The following is a 15,608-nucleotide window of genomic DNA, read 5'->3' on the forward strand; positions in this document are numbered from 1 at the left end:
TGATTTAAAGTAGCTTACCATCATTTAGCAGTGTAGAAGCTGGATATCAACGGGGATTTTAATTTTTCCCAAAAAATATTGACAAGTAATAGATCTATATGATATATTAATTCTTGTGTTCAACGGAGGTATACCCAAGTCCGGCTGAAGGGATTGGTCTTGAAAACCAACAGGCGGGTCAAACCGCGCGGGGGTTCGAATCCCTCTACCTCCTCCATTTCATATTATTAAGTTCGAAGGCACTTGATTAAAGTGCTTTTTTTGTTATTAAAATTCAGGCTGAATTTTCGTACAGTTAATTTTAAAGGAAGCTTGACAATCTGCTGAAAACATTCTATAGTTTACCAAAATCAATTATAATTTAGACGATGATAAGAATAGTAATATAAGAACTGTTGAACAGAAAGAGGGATTCACCGGCTGAGAGATCCCTTGCGGATAAGCTTATATGAACCTGCCTTGGAGTCGTTAGCGATAAACTAACCGCAGGAAACTGTGTTATCAATGAAGAGCTGGGCATTATGCCAAAATAGGTGGTACCGCGGAAGTCTGATTTCGTCCTTATTCTTTAGGGAGAAATCAGTTTTTTTATGCTTTAAATAAGAAAATGGAATATTGGAAGGAGTCGCTGGATGATGAAGAAGATTGTATTTATTGGTTCAGGTTCGATGGCTGAAGCAATGATTGCGGGAATTTTAAAGGCTGATATTGTAGATAAGGAACTTATTTATGTGACGAATAAGCAGGACCATGCACGATTGATGTATATGAAAAATACCTATAACATCAAGACATCCTATGACCTGACCGAACTGCTTGAAGATTCAGCTGTAGTTATTTTAGCTATGAAACCAAAAGACATGAAAGCTGCTTTAACAGTAATTCGTCCTTATTTAACAGAAGAACAATTGATTCTCTCTGTTATTGCTGGTGTGGTGACGGAAACAATTGAAGAAACACTTCATAAAGCAATCCCTGTTATTCGTGCGATGCCTAACACATCAGCCGAAATTGGCTACTCAGCGACAGCAATTGCGGCAGGAAAGTATGTACATGAAAGCCATTTGCAAGTTGCTGTGGAATTATTGCAAACAATTGGTACGGCGAAAATTGTTAAGGAAAAAGATATGCATACGGTAACTGCAGTATCCGGAAGTGGTCCAGCCTTTATTTATTACTTTGTGGAGGCGATGACAAAGGCCGCTTTAAAAGATGGCATGGATCCGCAGACCGCAGATGAATTAATTACGCAAACAATTATTGGAGCAGGAAAAATGCTTGAACAATCTGGAGACTCACCGGAAGTATTAAGAAAAAATATTACAAGTCAGGGTGGCACAACGGAAGCAGGCTTGGCTGCATTGGCGCAGAATGATTTTGAAAATATTATTATAGATTGCATCCAAAGTGCAAGGAACCGTTCATTGGATTTAGCTGAGACGTATAAAATATGATCATTTTGCAGATTGCAGCATGTCCTTCCTGCAATCTGCTCTTGATTTTTTCAATTGATGTTCTGTATAATGATACTGTTAATCTAAATTGGCCCCGTAGCTCAGGGGATAGAGCGTTGGTTTCCTAAACCATGCGTCGCAGGTTCGATTCCTGCCGGGGCCGTAGCTTTTTACTTGGTATAGATTGAAGAGGTTTAGGTAACGGTCACAGAGTATGTATAAATACTAATTTAACTAATCATGCACTGGCATGATTATATTTTTAATTAAAATGAATGGTCATTCACTTTATGCTGCTATATCTTTACAGAAGAGGAAAGGGGAGAGACAAATGTTCCTTAAAAAACAAACAAAAATCAGCGAAATCAGTGATGTCCGCTATATTGAAGGTATCGTATCATTTAAAAGTATAAAGTTAAATGTTCTAAGCTTCGAGATTGACGGTATTTTAATTGATACTGGAGCAGTATCATTATTAAAAGAATTCAAGCCATTTTTTTCTCAGGCTGATATTGACCAAGTCCTCATTACTCATTTCCATGAAGATCATACAGGTGGGGCAGCGTACTTACAAAAGGAATATGGTCTGCCAATTTATATGAATGAAATAACAATAGAAGAATGTGCTGAAAAGGCAAATTACCCACTCTATCGTAAATTATTCTGGGGAAAGAGGGCTCCCTTTAAAGCACAGTCTATTGGTCAAACATTTACCTCTAGAAAAGCTGCATGGCAAGTTATTCATACACCAGGTCATGCCAAAGATCATCTTGCATTCCTTAATCAGGGAACAGGGCAATTATTCTCTGGTGATTTATATGTACAGCCGAAGACAAAAGTTGTGTTGCGGGAAGAGAATATTCCTCAGATTATCCAATCACTTGAACATGTTCTTACTTATGAATTTGATGAAGTATTTTGCTGTCACGCAGGCTATGTGAAAAGTGGCCGTAAAGCACTATTAAATAAGCTTAACAATCTAAAAGAACTCCAGGAAAAAATACTTACACTGCAAAAACAAGGTTATGATGAACAAGAAATTCACCAGGAAATTTTCAAGAAAAGATACCCAATAACATTACTTTCCTTTGGGGAATGGAATTCGACTCATATTACACGTTCAATCCTTCAAGATCGATAACTTTAGATTATTTTCGCTTTATTACTTTAAAATTGTCACAAAATGTTCTAAAATGGAAACAAGTTACTAAAATATTTGAATAATTTGTTGTAATCCGATTTGTTAACGGTTTCAAAACGAAGGAGAGATGTAAAATGGATATGAAGGCAATTCCTGCAAGGCAAGGGGATTATAATTTACAGGATTACGAATCGTTTTGCGAAAGCTTTTCATGGGATGATGTAAAACAGCATTTCAGCTGGAATGAGACAGGAAAGGTAAATATGGCTTATGAAGCCATAGACCGTCATGCGGCTGATCCAGAGAAAAAGGATAAAATTGCTTTAATTTATTCTGCTCCTGATCGTGAGGAAAAGTATACTTTCAATGAGTTAAGTAAGTTAAGTAATAAATTTGCAAATGTTTTACGTAACCAAGAGGTGGAGAAGGGGGATCGTGTCTTCCTATTTATGCCGCGCAGTCCTGAATTCTATGCTGCATTCTTTGGTGTATTAAAGACAGGTGCTGTTGCTGGCCCATTATTTGAGGCATTCATGGAACAGGCAGTCCGTGATCGACTCGAAGATAGTGAAGCAACGATGCTTGTTACAACAGCTGATCTCTTAATGAGGGTACCATACAAAGAACTGTCTAATTTGGAAAAAATCATCCTGATTGGTGATGCGCCAGAAGATTCATCGTTCTTTATTGATTATGAAACAGAAATGGATGCTGCCTCGGATGCATTTGAAATGGAGTGGGTGGATTTGGAAGATGGAATGCTTCTTCACTATACATCCGGTTCAACAGGCAAGCCAAAGGGAGTTTACCATGTGCATAATGCAATGATTCAGCACTATGCAACTGCAGAGTGGGTGCTTGATTTAAAAGAAGATGATGTATATTGGTGTACTGCAGACCCAGGCTGGGTAACAGGAACAAGCTATGGCATTTTTGCACCTTGGCTGCATGGTGTAACAAATGTGATTCGCGGTGGAAGATTCACACCGGACTCTTGGTATGAAACATTAGAAAAATATAAGGTAACAGTTTGGTATACTGCTCCAACAGCTTTAAGAATGCTAGTGAGTCAAGGGGAAGAAGCGGTAAGAAAATACGATCTTTCCTCACTGCGCCATTTCCTAAGTGTTGGTGAGCCACTGAACCCAGAGGTTATCACTTGGGCTTTAAAGGTATTTAATTTACGAATCCATGATACATGGTGGATGACGGAAACAGGTGCCCAGCTGATCGTTAATCTTCCTTGTAATGAGATTCGGCCAGGTTCAATGGGGAAGGCAATTCCAGGTATAGAAGCATCTATCATTGATAATGAAGGAAATGAGGTCCCGCCAAATCAGATGGGCAATCTGGCAATTAAGGCAGACTGGCCAGCAATGATGCGTCAAATCTGGAATAATCCAGGTAAATATGAGAGCTACTTTATTAATGGCTGGTATATATCCGGGGACAGTGCTTACCGTGATGAGGATGGTTATTTCTGGTTCCAGGGACGACTCGATGACGTTATTAATACTTCCGGTGAACGTGTTGGCCCGTTTGAAGTAGAATCGAAACTTATTGAGCACCCTGCAGTAGCAGAAGCTGGAGTTATCGGAAAGCCTCACCCAGAACGAGGTGAAATTATTAAGGCATTTATCACGTTAAACCAAGGATACACTGCATCAGATGAATTACTCGAGGACATCCGTAAATTTATTAAAACGGGATTAAGCGCTCATGCAGCTCCACGTGAAATAGAAGTAGTTGAATCCATACCAAAGACACGAAGCGGAAAAATTATGCGTCGTCTCTTGAAGTCTTGGGAACTCGGATTGCCGACTGGCGATACGTCTACATTGGAAAACTAACTCATTTCTCACTCTTTATTGCTCATAAGCTAGGAATCTTTTATGCTAAAGACGGAAGCTGGAAGAGGAGGAATCGTGTATGGATGAACAGAAAAAAGGTGAAGGTGAGGATCCTGTTCATTTTTATCCCGGTACAGGCATCCGCATGCTCCCTGGCGATATTCTGTATTCTCATAAATATGCATTCTCCTCCTTTTTAGTTGGACATATCGCAATTATTGGAGAGAATTTACGGATTTACCATATAAACCGCTGGAAACCATATGGTCATGCAGATAGTATGCCAATCTATCTATCGCGTCATAAAAAAGGTGAGAAATTAACAGTTTTACGGCATCTGCATCAAGAAGAGGCAGTAAAAGCTGCAAGATGGGCCATGCAAAATTATAATCAAATAGAACGCTATATTTACGTTAAGGATTTGCTGGATTTGAGGAATAACTATTGCTCTAAATTTATCTGGCAGGCATTTTATTTTGGAAATGATAAAAAGGTGGATTTATTGCGACAAGATAATCGCAAAACCTTTAAGCAATTTGCCATGCCAGGTTTGCTTTATCGTAAATTCAAAAGAATCTCTTGCTTTGCTAATACATTGTATCGATAATAAGTATGTTTTATATTCCGTGAAATGGGAAGACTCACTAGTGTATCAGCTTATTAAAAGGAGATGAGGATTTGGGTAAGAAAATTGCTACTGTAATTACAGATTTGTTTGAGGATATTGAATATACGGATCCGGCTGAAGCATTTAAAGAAGCTGGTCACGAGGTTGTTACAATTGGTAATCAAAAAGGCGATACTGTGATTGGAAAACAGAAGGATGCTAAAGTACCAATAGAATATGGCATAGATGATGTAGATCCAAATGATTTTGATGCACTCTTTATTCCAGGCGGTTTCTCTCCCGATCAGCTCCGTGCAGATGAGCGTTTTGTAAAATTTGCGAAGCATTTTATGGACGAGAAAAAGCCAGTATTCGCAATTTGCCATGGACCGCAGCTTCTTATTACAGCTAAGACATTAGAAGGCAGAGATGCAACAGGTTATAAATCAATCCAAGTTGATATGGAATATGCTGGAGCAAAAGTAAGAGATGAAGAAGTTGTTGTTTGTCAAAACCAGCTTGTTACAAGCCGTGAGCCAGATGATATCCCAGCGTTCAATCGCGAAGCATTAGAAGTATTGAAATAAACAAAATCCCGTATTAGGAGAAATAACCCTAATACGGGATTTTTTAAATGATGTATTAATCTACAGGTGCAATATTCGCCTTCATAACTGATTGCATCAGATAAAGCGCATAATCATTATTATCTTCTTCCTCTGAGGCCATGCAATTTCTAGGGATATGTAAGTCCATTTGATACATGTAGGCATCTTTTGCAGTAAATAAAATACATATATCTCCTGCAATCCCGGCAAGAATAAGCTCATACCTGTTCAATTCGGTTAGCAGAGAGTGCAGTGGTGTTTGGAAAAAGGCGGAGTGCTGTGGTTTAATTAAAAAGTAATCATTATCAGCTGGTTTTATTTGATCAATAATTTCTTTACTATTTTTATTGGTACACTTAGAAATGATTTTATTGAAATCAGCTTGCCATAATCCATAATGGTCATTAACATAGATAACAGGCAGATTATTCGCTGTGGCATATTCTTTCAGTTTAATGATGTTAGGCAGAATTTTTTTCGTGTTTTTCAATAATTTGTCTCCACCTGGAAAATTAAAATCATTAATTAAATCAATAAAAACAACTGCTGTATTATCAAGATTGTGCTGCATAGCATAACTCCTTTTTTAAATACATAATTAATTGAATGATGTACTTAATTATTTCCTATTTAATTTTTTTCAAACTTTTAACAGAAATGTTGTGACAATATGCAAGATGAAAAATATATGCAAGAAGCCATACTTGAAGCAAAAAAAGCCAGTGAAAAAAATGAGGTGCCAATCGGGGCAGTCATTGTGTATCGGGATGAGATTATTGCCAGAGGGCATAATTTGCGTGAAACATCACAAGCAACGCTATCGCATGCAGAGCTTGTAGCAATTAAAGAAGCAAATAAGAAATTAGACAGCTGGCGGCTGGAGGATTGTACACTATACGTTACTTTAGAGCCGTGTCCAATGTGTGCTGGTGCAATTCTGCAATCAAGGATAAAACGTGTTGTCTATGGTGCCGCTGATCCAAAAGCGGGCTGTGCTGGTACGTTGATGAACCTTCTGGAAAATTCTCGCTTTAATCACCAGGCAGAAGTTAAAAGTAATGTGTTAGAAACAGATTGTGCCGGTTTGCTTACTGATTTCTTTAGGGAATTACGCAAAAGGAAAAAGGAAGTAAAGGGTATTTAAGGGGAAAGTTTGATTTCACCTTAATTGCCATTTATTTTACTATAAAAGGTATAAAAAACCTCCTTGATTCCATTTAGGAGTGGAAGTGGTCATGGTTTGTTCATGTGCTTTTACTCTTGCAATTTAACTCTAAAATCGTTATAATAATAAATACCGTGCTAAGCGGGGAGGTAGCGGTGCCCTGTACTCGCAATCCGCTATAGCGAGGTCGAATCCCCATCCGAGGTATGGCGACTGTATGGTCTGCCTTAGTGGATTGGTGTTGACGCTCGGGTCCTGCGCAACAGGAACCCATGAACCCTGTCAGGTCCGGAAGGAAGCAGCAGTAAGTGGACATTCTTGTGTGCCGTAGGGAAGCCTAGGCTGAGCCATGAAGCTATGAAGCGCGTATGGACGTCGTATCGAAGCTGGGTGCACGGTATACATAAGTCATATAAAAAGATCGGAGAAAAATTTCCGGTCTTTTTTTGATGGAAATTATGAATATGGGATATGAGACTGCTGCCTATCAAAAATTGCTGAAGTCAAAGACATAAAAATTGTCTCATATAGTTTTTTAAAATGTTCTTTCTCTTCGGTTCACATTGGACCTATAAATCGGGTATAATTAGAAATAGACTGTAGAGGAGAATCTTATTATGGGCTATCAAGCTTTATATCGCGTTTGGCGTCCGAGAACCTTCGAGGACGTCGTTGGACAAACACATATTACACGAACACTGAAAAATGCTATTCTGCAGCAAAAGTTTTCTCATGCTTATTTATTCACTGGGCCTCGTGGTACAGGGAAGACAAGTGCAGCCAAAATTTTTGCGAAAACGATTAACTGTGAGAAAAGCCCTGTGGCAGAGCCATGTAATGAATGTAATGCTTGCCGGGGAATTCAGGATGGTTCCATTTCAGATATCATTGAAATCGATGCTGCTTCCAATACAAGTGTAGACGACATTCGGGAAATCCGTGATAAGGTAAAATATGCACCAAGTGTTGTTCCTTATAAGGTTTATATTATTGATGAGGTTCATATGATCTCAGTCAATGCATTTAATGCCTTATTAAAAACCTTGGAAGAACCACCAAAGCATGTCGTATTTATTTTGGCTACGACAGAACCGCATAAAATTCCACTAACGATAATATCACGTTGTCAGCGATTTGATTTCAAACCAATTTCGAATCAGGCAATCATCAGTCGCATGAAAACAATTATTGAATCTGACAATCTTCATGTTTCAGATGAAGCTTTAAATACAATTGCAATGACAGCTGAAGGCGGGATGCGTGACGCATTAAGCATCTTAGACCAGACTATTTCTTACAGCGGTGAAGAGGTCAGTTTAGAGGATGTACTTGCCGTAACAGGTGGTGTATCGCAAAGTGTGCTGACTGAAATTGCTAAAGCGATGTATGAGAAAGACGTACAGCATGCAATTGAGCGATTAGATACCATCATTCAGCAAGGAAAGGATCCAGGTCGCTTTGTCTATGATCTGATTTATTTCATGCGGGATTTATTGCTATTTAAAAGCACTCCAAATCTCGAAGGCATGCTGGAACGAGCAAGACCAGACGAAGGTTTTCGTGATTTAGCAGAAACTGTAACTGTTGAATGGATTCAAGATGCAATTATGAAGTTAAACGCCTGTCAGCAGGAAATAAAATGGACGAATAGTCCAAAGGTGTTTATCGAAATTGCAATATTAACAATCACAAATCGCTATGATTCAGCTGCAAATGATGCAGGGCAAACTGTTGATGAAGGAGAACTCCTTCGTTTGACCCAAAAAATGGCTAATCTGGAGAAAGAATTAACACATTTGAGAGAAAATCCTCCAGCTGGAAATAATCAGCCGGCTGCGCAGCGAGAACAAAGACGCCCGCAGCAACGGTCATCGAAAAGTGGCTTTAAAGTGCCTGTTGAGCAAATTCGTGAAGTTCTAAAGCAAGCTGAAAAGCAGGAGCTTAAGCTGGTCCAAGGGAATTGGGCAAGCTTCTTAGATAAGTTAAAAACGACCAATGCACCAGCACATGCAACAATAATAGACAGTAAGCCAGCCGCAGCATCAAAAACATCCTTAGTTGTAGCGTTTAAATATGAAATTCACTGTTCACTTTTCATGGATAATCGTGAGTTAGTGGAATCCGTCATGGCGAATGTGCTAGGAAAACAGCTTCAAATTATTCCAATACCTGAAAACAATTGGGTTGAGCTGCGAACAGACTTCATCCGTTCCCAAGATATGCCGGCGGAAAAGAAAGAGACTGAAGCAGATCCGCTCGTAGAAGAAGCACGCAAGCTTGTTGGTGATGATCTGTTGGAGATTCAAGAGTAGAATTTATAATAATAAAAATATGAAAACAAATTAGAGGAGGTATTTTCCATGAAGGGAAATATGAATAATATGATGAGACAGATGCAGAAGATGCAGAAGAAAATGATGAAAGCACAAGAAGAATTACATGAAATGACGTTTGAGGCATCCAGCGGTGGTGGAATGGTAACAGTAAGTGCAAATGGCAAAAAGGAAATCATTGATGTAGAAATTAAAGAGGAAGTTGTCGATCCAGATGATATCGAAATGCTTCAGGATTTAATTCTTGCAGCAACGAATGACGTACTAAACCAAGTAGACGAGAAGTCAAATGAAACAATGGGGCAATTTACAAAAGGTTTAAATATGCCAGGAATGTTCTAATTAAAGAAAACAATTGGTATAGCATGAGTGTCTGTTGTTAAGAACAGGCACTTTAGCTTTTGTATTAGTTGAAATTTATAAATATGAAAGGCTGCAGATATTTGTTTGTGGTATAACCGCGTCCAGCTGCAGTGCCCAGCGACTAGCAAACTTCACGATCCTTCATTGCGATAAGTCAACATTGGCTCGTACCTCGCCGTGTTTGCTTTATCTTATTACGAATTGCTCCAGTTTGTACGTCGCTAAACGGGCGCTTACACTTTTGTATTAGGAGGCATATTTAATGTACTATCCAGAACCGATTTCCAAGCTGATTGACAGCTTTACGAAATTGCCGGGAATTGGCCCAAAAACTGCTGTCCGTCTGGCTTTTTTTGTTTTAAATATGAAGGATGATGATGTCTTAAACTTTGCGAATGCATTAGTGAATGCAAAAAGAGAGCTGACTCATTGCAGTATTTGTGGTCATATTACGGATAAAGATGTCTGTGCAATTTGTTCTGATCCTCATCGGGATAATTCAATTATTTGTGTTGTTGAGGATCCCAAGGATGTCATTGCAATGGAAAAAATGAAAGAATTTAATGGTAAATATCATGTTCTTCATGGTGCTATTTCACCAATGGACGGAATTGGCCCAGAAGATATTAATGTCCCTGATTTACTCAATCGCTTAAAGGATGATGAAGTTGAAGAAATCATTCTTGCAACGAATGCCAATATTGAAGGTGAAGCAACAGCGATGTATATCTCCCGATTAGTAAAACCATCAGGAATTCGCGCAACACGAATTGCCCACGGACTCCCAGTCGGCGGAGACTTAGAGTATGCTGATGAAGTAACTTTATCACGAGCATTAGAGGGCAGAAGAGATTTGTAGATGTTATTCAAAAGATTGGTTTATCCTCTTTTTGAATACACGCTTGTAGAAGTTAGGTGAAGAGCATGGCGAAGAAGTTGAAGAAAAAACATATTGATAATGAGCTTTTGGACGCAATATTTGCACTTGAAAAGGACTGGAAGCAAATTCAGGCACTTGGTGCGCAAAGTATTGAGCGTACACAGGAAAGCAGATATTATGAAAAATTAGCACAAGCTCGCTACTTATATTTATTAAGAGAAGCAAGACATCGCAAGGTAAGTGCTTTGCGCAAATAAATATACTTAAAGACTAAGGAGGGAATCTTTAGTCTTTTTTTTATTCTAATTCATATATATTACTAGACAGGGGTTCGTCGAGTTATTTGGGAAGGAGTGTGTATATTGAGTGCCACAACAATTATTATAATCATGATTTCTATTATTGTGCTGCTCCTCATTATTGGTGCACCGATAAAGCCGATGAAATTTGTTGGACAAACTACTGTGAAACTAGTAATTGGTGTTTTGCTATTATTTTTCTTAAATATAATTGGTGCAAGCTTTGGTCTTCATATTCCAATCAATTTATTTACTGCGCTCGTGACTGGTCTGCTCGGTTTCTTTGGAATGGCATCACTAGTTGCAATTCATCTGTTTATCTTGTAAAGAAGGATGTTGTTTAAAAAATCCGGTATGAATCTCTCCCTGCCACATACTATGGTGCAAATGGTGCTGTATTGTAAGTTGATCCTGGGTCTATCCCCTCCGTTTTGATCAAAGTGAAAATAAATATAACCCTATCCATGTATATTTTCTATTAGACTTGGAAATACTATTTTCATGGAGGTGGGGAAATGGAGAAAACAAGACTTCAATATTGTACAATCTGTGAGGAAGAGAAGCACGAAGGCATTCATCTGCATACGCTTTTTATTTGTAAGGATTGTGAATACAATATGATCCATACAGAACCACATGAAGCCAAATATCGCTATTATGTCCAAAAATTAAAGAATATGAATCAGCCACAGCTATTTTCCTAGAGTCTTTGCTTGCAAAGGCTTTTTATTTTGGAAAAATATAATCAGCTTAACTCCACATAAGAAAAATACAATTTTGTTTTGGTATTATTCCTCTGCTTGGTAATCGACTATACAGGTTATCTTTTGTTACAGCCGATAGAAATTCCTGATTAAAATATAGGATTTATCGGTGGTACAGAAAATAAGAAGACAATGTATTACTGTGCAGGTTGAGTGATTAAGAAACGCTTTAAAACTTTCACTTTTCTATTTATGATAAAATATAAGAAAACATTCAGGGGAATTGAATATATGATGAATCAGAAGAATATACCTATTTTACATATGCTAGATGCTTTTCATAAGCAGCAGCCAATCTCCTTTCATGTGCCTGGTCATAAAAATGGACAGGTGTTTCCAGAAGAGGCTGTTTATTATTTTAATGATATTTTACAACTGGATATGACAGAGCTTCCAGGGCTCGATGATTTGCATGCGCCAGAGGGGGCCATTGCGGAAGCAGAACAGCTTACAAGTGAATTCTTTAAGTCGGATCATAGCTTTTTTCTTGTAGGCGGCAGTACTGCGGGGAATCTTGCAATGATATTAGCCAGCTGTAACGAGGGAGATAAAGTACTCGTCCAAAGGAACAGTCATAAATCGATTATCAACGGACTCGAGCTGGCTGGTGCTCATCCTGTTTTTCTGTCACCACAGTTTGATCCAGTTGTTGAGCGTTTTACAAGCTCGACATTTGAAACGTTAAAAGAAGCACTTGAAATGCATCCAGATGCAAAGGCAGTAATTTTAACGTATCCAGATTACTTTGGAAAGACCTATGAAATTAAGAAGATGATTGAGCTGACACATCGTTATCAGATTCCAATACTCGTAGACGAAGCACATGGAGTACACTTTTCATTAGGAGAACCATTTCCTGCTTCAGCGCTGTCTCTTGGTGCAGATGTTGTCGTTCATTCTGCGCATAAAATGGCACCGGCAATGACGATGGCTTCCTATTTACATGTGAAGTCGGGCTATATTACAAAAGAAAGCCTTGCATACTATTTACAAATGGTGCAGTCAAGCAGTCCTTCTTATCCACTAATGGCTTCCTTAGATATTGCTCGGGCTTTCCTGGCAGCACAAACGCCTGCAACAATTAAAAAGACATTGGAAAATGCTGCAAAGGTAAGAGAATTATTTGCACAAGGTAATGATTGGAATGTTTTACCTGCAGAGGACCCTTTAAAAATAACACTTCAAGCAGCCAAGGGCAGGTCTGCGGAGGTAATTGCACGTTTATTTGAGGAGGAGGGGATTTATCCAGAGCTTGCTACAGACAGGCAAATTTTATTTATTCTTGGCCTCCGTCCTTATACAGATTGGGAGCCATTAAAAAAAGTACTAAAATCCGTCAAGGAAAAATTAAAAAACAAGCGAAATCATGCTACAATAGATGTAGTAAACTTTTTTACAGATAATATGCAAGAATTAGCCTTGTCATACAGGGAAATGCAAAGGTTGGAACAGCGTCTCGTCCCATTTCAAGAAAGTGTTGGACTTATCGCAGCGGAATCAGTTACACCGTATCCGCCAGGAATTCCTTTCATATTAAAAGGGGAAACCATTACACAACACCATATTCAAGCAGTTGAGCAATGGATAAGGCAAGGTGTGAGAATCCAACAGCGCAAACAGGGCATTCAAGTATTTAGCAGCAAATGAAGGAGATAGAGACGTGAACGGAAATTTCATTACATTTGAAGGTGTTGAAGGTGCTGGAAAAACGTCCGTTCTTCACGCTTTAACAGATAAATTAACGAAACAGGGCTATGAAGTAGTAACGACTCGTGAGCCGGGCGGCATCGATATTGCAGAACAGATTCGCAATATTATTTTGGACCGTGAAAATGTAAAAATGGAAGAAAGAACAGAAGCATTATTATATGCTGCAGCAAGAAGACAACATCTTGTTGAAAAGGTTCTGCCAGCATTAGAAGCTGGTAAAGTCGTACTTTGCGATCGATTTATCGATAGCAGTCTTGCCTATCAAGGACATGCAAGAGGCTTAGGGATGGAAGAGGTTTATCAGGTAAATCAATTCGCAATCAAGGATCTGATGCCTGGGTTAACTTTATTATTCGACATCGATCCACTGAAGGGATTAGAACGAATTGCAGCAAATAAGGATAGAGAGAGAAACCGCTTAGATTTAGAAAATATAGACTTTCACAAGCAGGTTTATGAAGGCTACCATCTGCTTTTAAAACGATTTCCAGAACGTATTGAAAAAGTAGATGCAGATCAATCGTTGGAGCTGGTAGTTGAAAGTGCATTTCATAAAATTTTAACCTACTTAAATGGGGAAAATGAAGGGAGAGCGGACAAGTGAAATTAATTATGGCAGTTATTCAAGACAAGGATTCAACACGACTTATCAACTCGTTAGGTGAGGGGAATTTCCAAACAACAAAACTTGCTTCTACGGGAGGGTTTTTGAAGGAAGGAAATACAACGTTAATGATTGGCTGTAATGATGAAAAGGTTGATGCTGCGTTACAAATTATTAAAGAAAACTGCTCACAGCGTGAACAAATGGTTGCGCCAATCTCACCTATGGGCGGCAGCGCTGACTCTTATATTCCAAAGCCTGTAAAGGTTGAAGTAGGCGGAGCAACAGTATTTATCTTGCCAATCGAGTCATTTGTGCAATTTTAAGCTTGATTTTCAAATAATAGATTATCTATTTTAGTGGACTGGAAGGAGTGAATATTCGGGTGAAAATCAGCAGTGAAGTGCAATCACAGTCAGACATTAAATTTAAACGGCCAACAACAATCGAATCACAATCCTTCCAGAAACTCGTTCAATCTCAAACACAGCAGTTAAAACAGCAAGAATTAGAACAATTGATCAAAAATATTTCTCTGCAAGGAACAAAACTTGCACGCTATAGAACCTTACGTGAATTAGCAAAGTTTAAACGTATGATTAAAGGTTTTTTACAAGAGACCGTTTCAAGTGGCTATCAATTGCAAAAATCACATACATTCAGCTTTGACGGCAGCAGCCGTAAGCTTGCTATTATAAAAGAAATTGATGAAAAACTATTGGAATTGACAGATGAAATTATGAATCAGGAAAGAAAGACGGTAGACATTCTTGGTCTTATTGGAGAAATTAAGGGTCTGCTGATTAATATATATACGTAATACAGAATGGAAGGATACTCATGAATACATGGTCTCAGGTTGCAGACATACAGCCATTAGCCAGTAAAATCATTACAAATAGTATGGAAAAAGGCCGGATTTCTCATGCGTATTTACTCCAGGGTGAACGGGGAACAGGTAAAGAAGCCATTGCGTTGCTGGTCGCAAAGAGTTTGTTTTGTACAGCGATGCAAGGAATCGAGCCCTGTAACGAATGTAATAATTGCAAACGAATCTCTTCTGGCAACCACCCGGATATACATTGGATTGAGCCAGAGGGTTTATCTATAACAAAAGAACAGGTGAATCACCTGCAAAAGGAATTTTCTTATTCGGGCATGGAGTCGAATAAGAAAGTCTACGTAATAAAAGATGCAGATACAATGACTGTTAATGCTGCAAATAGCTTGCTAAAATTTTTAGAAGAGCCAAGTAAACAAACAACAGCAATGATGCTGACAGAAAATAGTGGTTCGATTATACCTACAATCCGCTCCCGCTGTCAGGTAATTGATTTGAAGCCACTTAATCCAGTTCATTTTCAGAAACAACTCCTATCTGAAGGAATGAAAGAGCCGGACGCGATTTTGATGAGTGCACTTACGAATAGTTTAGATGATGCCTTTGAGCGGATTGGAGACGAGTGGTTTGCCGAAGCAAGAACTCGAATGTTACAATTAGTAGAAATGCTTGCAGCCAAGTCGGAGAATGTTTATTTATATCTTCATAGTCATTGGCTTACACATTTTAAAGATAGAAAACAACTAGATCAGGGACTTGATTTATTATTACTCGCAATACGTGATGTGCTTTATTACCATATAGGCAATGAAGCTAACATGACTATTTTTAAATCAGGTAATGCATTTTTGGAAAAGTCTGCAATGGCATTTTCCCAAGAGCGTTTATCAGATATACTGAACTTGATTTTACAGGCAAAACGAAAGATAAAGCAAAATGTTCAGCCTACGTTAGTAATGGAGCAGTTAGTTCTGCAAATTCAGAGGTGA

At 38.5% G+C, this 15,608-nt stretch carries 18 protein-coding genes, 2 tRNA genes and 1 other RNA gene; 20 read left to right on the forward strand and 1 reads right to left on the reverse strand.

The features are described 5' to 3' along the window. The first annotated feature begins 124 nt into the window (after positions 1 to 124). The 7 genes from NST93_RS14285 to NST93_RS14315 all read left to right on the forward strand — a co-directional run bounded on the left by NST93_RS14285 (position 125) and on the right by NST93_RS14315 (position 5,639). Positions 125 to 217 (forward strand) — tRNA-Ser (locus NST93_RS14285). Between the two features lie 415 nt (positions 218 to 632). After that, on the forward strand, positions 633 to 1,454 hold the full coding sequence (gene proC / locus NST93_RS14290) for a pyrroline-5-carboxylate reductase (protein ID WP_405098162.1): 822 nt from the start codon (positions 633 to 635) through the stop codon (positions 1,452 to 1,454). Positions 1,455 to 1,544: 90 nt separating this feature from the next. Beyond that, positions 1,545 to 1,617, forward strand: a tRNA-Arg gene (locus tag NST93_RS14295). 168 nt (positions 1,618 to 1,785) lie between these two features. Next, the gene (locus NST93_RS14300) at positions 1,786 to 2,595 is read left to right on the forward strand and encodes an MBL fold metallo-hydrolase (RefSeq protein ID WP_405098164.1); all 810 of its coding nucleotides are present in this window, start codon (positions 1,786 to 1,788) and stop codon (positions 2,593 to 2,595) included. Between the two features lie 134 nt (positions 2,596 to 2,729). Beyond that, entirely contained in the window at positions 2,730 to 4,445 is a 1,716-nt protein-coding gene (acsA, locus tag NST93_RS14305; protein WP_405098166.1) for an acetate--CoA ligase, read from the forward strand. Positions 4,446 to 4,524: 79 nt separating this feature from the next. Next, entirely contained in the window at positions 4,525 to 5,052 is a 528-nt protein-coding gene (locus tag NST93_RS14310; protein ID WP_405098168.1) for a hypothetical protein, read from the forward strand. A gap of 71 nt (positions 5,053 to 5,123) precedes the next feature. Then, positions 5,124 to 5,639, forward strand: a complete 516-nt coding sequence (locus tag NST93_RS14315; RefSeq protein ID WP_405098170.1) for a type 1 glutamine amidotransferase domain-containing protein — start codon at positions 5,124 to 5,126, stop codon at positions 5,637 to 5,639. 55 nt (positions 5,640 to 5,694) lie between these two features. Here the strand turns inward: NST93_RS14315 and NST93_RS14320 are convergent, their stop codons facing one another. Further along, the gene (locus NST93_RS14320) at positions 5,695 to 6,231 is read right to left on the reverse strand and encodes an isochorismatase family cysteine hydrolase (protein ID WP_405098172.1); all 537 of its coding nucleotides are present in this window, start codon (positions 6,229 to 6,231) and stop codon (positions 5,695 to 5,697) included. A gap of 99 nt (positions 6,232 to 6,330) precedes the next feature. On the opposite strand from NST93_RS14320, the gene tadA reads away from it, so the two are divergent. The 13 genes from tadA (at position 6,331) to holB (ending at position 15,608) form a co-directional block, all read left to right on the forward strand. Then, complete coding sequence (gene tadA / locus NST93_RS14325) at positions 6,331 to 6,804, forward strand: tRNA adenosine(34) deaminase TadA (RefSeq protein WP_405098174.1); 474 nt, start codon at positions 6,331 to 6,333, stop codon at positions 6,802 to 6,804. Between the two features lie 153 nt (positions 6,805 to 6,957). After that, an RNA gene (ffs, locus tag NST93_RS14330) (signal recognition particle sRNA large type) lies at positions 6,958 to 7,223 on the forward strand. A gap of 219 nt (positions 7,224 to 7,442) precedes the next feature. Beyond that, the gene (dnaX, locus tag NST93_RS14335; protein WP_405098176.1) at positions 7,443 to 9,137 is read left to right on the forward strand and encodes a DNA polymerase III subunit gamma/tau; all 1,695 of its coding nucleotides are present in this window, start codon (positions 7,443 to 7,445) and stop codon (positions 9,135 to 9,137) included. Positions 9,138 to 9,185: 48 nt separating this feature from the next. After that, complete coding sequence (locus tag NST93_RS14340) at positions 9,186 to 9,500, forward strand: YbaB/EbfC family nucleoid-associated protein (RefSeq protein ID WP_405098178.1); 315 nt, start codon at positions 9,186 to 9,188, stop codon at positions 9,498 to 9,500. A 283-nt stretch (positions 9,501 to 9,783) separates the two neighbouring features. After that, a complete protein-coding gene (gene recR, locus NST93_RS14345) occupies positions 9,784 to 10,380 on the forward strand; it encodes a recombination mediator RecR (protein WP_405098180.1) in 597 nt (198 codons plus the stop codon). Positions 10,381 to 10,445: 65 nt separating this feature from the next. Further along, complete coding sequence (locus NST93_RS14350; RefSeq protein ID WP_405098182.1) at positions 10,446 to 10,658, forward strand: YaaL family protein; 213 nt, start codon at positions 10,446 to 10,448, stop codon at positions 10,656 to 10,658. Positions 10,659 to 10,754: 96 nt separating this feature from the next. After that, a complete protein-coding gene (locus NST93_RS14355) occupies positions 10,755 to 11,027 on the forward strand; it encodes a pro-sigmaK processing inhibitor BofA family protein (protein ID WP_405098184.1) in 273 nt (90 codons plus the stop codon). Between the two features lie 188 nt (positions 11,028 to 11,215). Beyond that, positions 11,216 to 11,404: a sigma factor G inhibitor Gin gene (locus tag NST93_RS14360; protein WP_405098186.1), complete on the forward strand. Its 189-nt coding sequence runs from the start codon at positions 11,216 to 11,218 to the stop codon at positions 11,402 to 11,404. A gap of 291 nt (positions 11,405 to 11,695) precedes the next feature. Beyond that, positions 11,696 to 13,111 (forward strand): aminotransferase class I/II-fold pyridoxal phosphate-dependent enzyme, encoded by a 1,416-nt coding sequence (locus tag NST93_RS14365; RefSeq protein WP_405098188.1) that lies wholly within the window; start codon positions 11,696 to 11,698, stop codon positions 13,109 to 13,111. A 13-nt stretch (positions 13,112 to 13,124) separates the two neighbouring features. Further along, a complete protein-coding gene (gene tmk / locus NST93_RS14370; RefSeq protein ID WP_405098190.1) occupies positions 13,125 to 13,778 on the forward strand; it encodes a dTMP kinase in 654 nt (217 codons plus the stop codon). Then, a complete protein-coding gene (locus NST93_RS14375; protein ID WP_405098192.1) occupies positions 13,775 to 14,104 on the forward strand; it encodes a cyclic-di-AMP receptor in 330 nt (109 codons plus the stop codon). Before tmk ends, NST93_RS14375 begins: the two co-directional genes overlap by 4 nt. A gap of 59 nt (positions 14,105 to 14,163) precedes the next feature. Beyond that, positions 14,164 to 14,598 carry a YaaR family protein gene (locus NST93_RS14380; protein ID WP_405098194.1) on the forward strand — a complete coding sequence of 145 codons (435 nt, stop codon included), beginning with the start codon at positions 14,164 to 14,166 and terminating at the stop codon, positions 14,596 to 14,598. 20 nt (positions 14,599 to 14,618) lie between these two features. Then, complete coding sequence (gene holB, locus NST93_RS14385) at positions 14,619 to 15,608, forward strand: DNA polymerase III subunit delta' (protein ID WP_405098196.1); 990 nt, start codon at positions 14,619 to 14,621, stop codon at positions 15,606 to 15,608.

Source organism: Oceanobacillus sp. FSL H7-0719 (genome assembly GCF_045040795.1).
Lineage (GTDB): Bacteria > Bacillota > Bacilli > Bacillales > Amphibacillaceae > Oceanobacillus.

What these genes read in the sequence shown, in the direction of transcription:
- proC (WP_405098162.1), top strand. Translation starts at nt 633, where the DNA reads ATGATGAAGAAGATTGTATTTATTGGTTCAGGTTCGATGGCTGAAGCA.
- NST93_RS14300 (WP_405098164.1), top strand. Translation starts at nt 1,786, where the DNA reads ATGTTCCTTAAAAAACAAACAAAAATCAGCGAAATCAGTGATGTCCGC.
- acsA (WP_405098166.1), top strand. Translation starts at nt 2,730, where the DNA reads ATGGATATGAAGGCAATTCCTGCAAGGCAAGGGGATTATAATTTACAG.
- NST93_RS14310 (WP_405098168.1), top strand. Translation starts at nt 4,525, where the DNA reads ATGGATGAACAGAAAAAAGGTGAAGGTGAGGATCCTGTTCATTTTTAT.
- NST93_RS14320 (WP_405098172.1), bottom strand. Translation starts at nt 6,231, where the DNA reads ATGCAGCACAATCTTGATAATACAGCAGTTGTTTTTATTGATTTAATT.
- tadA (WP_405098174.1), top strand. Translation starts at nt 6,331, where the DNA reads ATGCAAGATGAAAAATATATGCAAGAAGCCATACTTGAAGCAAAAAAA.
- dnaX (WP_405098176.1), top strand. Translation starts at nt 7,443, where the DNA reads ATGGGCTATCAAGCTTTATATCGCGTTTGGCGTCCGAGAACCTTCGAG.
- NST93_RS14340 (WP_405098178.1), top strand. Translation starts at nt 9,186, where the DNA reads ATGAAGGGAAATATGAATAATATGATGAGACAGATGCAGAAGATGCAG.
- recR (WP_405098180.1), top strand. Translation starts at nt 9,784, where the DNA reads ATGTACTATCCAGAACCGATTTCCAAGCTGATTGACAGCTTTACGAAA.
- NST93_RS14350 (WP_405098182.1), top strand. Translation starts at nt 10,446, where the DNA reads ATGGCGAAGAAGTTGAAGAAAAAACATATTGATAATGAGCTTTTGGAC.
- NST93_RS14360 (WP_405098186.1), top strand. Translation starts at nt 11,216, where the DNA reads ATGGAGAAAACAAGACTTCAATATTGTACAATCTGTGAGGAAGAGAAG.
- NST93_RS14365 (WP_405098188.1), top strand. Translation starts at nt 11,696, where the DNA reads ATGATGAATCAGAAGAATATACCTATTTTACATATGCTAGATGCTTTT.
- holB (WP_405098196.1), top strand. Translation starts at nt 14,619, where the DNA reads ATGAATACATGGTCTCAGGTTGCAGACATACAGCCATTAGCCAGTAAA.